Source organism: Maribellus luteus (assembly GCF_003576475.1).
Taxonomy (GTDB): domain Bacteria; phylum Bacteroidota; class Bacteroidia; order Bacteroidales; family Prolixibacteraceae; genus Draconibacterium; species Draconibacterium luteum.
The window spans coordinates 1-522 of the sequence record NZ_QWGR01000275.1 but is presented as its reverse complement, the minus strand read 5'-3'; the positions used below and the strand labels follow the sequence as shown (position 1 = coordinate 522).

1 pseudogene is annotated in these 522 nt (G+C 62.5%); it reads left to right on the top strand.

What is annotated here, in order from left to right:
• Window positions 1-522, top strand: a pseudogene (locus tag D1614_RS28880) (hypothetical protein); the annotation flags it as partial.

Genomic DNA, 522 nt, shown 5'->3' with positions numbered 1-522 from the left:
ACTTCAAGATTGTCACCGCGCCGCTGGCATCGCCCGCGCGCAAGAACTGGCGCGACCTGATCCCGCATCGGCCCGGCACCTACATCATCGACATCGAACTTTATTCCGGTCATCTGGTGCGGATGGAGCGAACCAATGCGCTGCCCTCCATCGTCATCCGGGATCTTGCGACCTTGCAGGAACATGCCATCGCCTTCGACGAGGCGGCCTATTCGCTCGGCACCATCGGCGGCTACGAGTTCGACACCACGCAGATCCGGTTTTCCTATTCGTCGATGACCACGCCGTCGGAAGTGTTCGACAACGATATGGTCAGCCGCGCGCGCACCCTGCGCAAGCGCCAGGAAATTCCCTCCGGCCACAATCCTGCCGACTACGTCACCACCCGCATCATGGCGACCTCCCATGACGGCGCGCAGGTTCCGGTATCCATCGTCCATCGCAAGGATCTCAAGCGCGACGGCAGCGCGCCGCTGCTGCTGTACGGCTACGGCTCCTACGGCAGTTCGATGCCGGCATCGT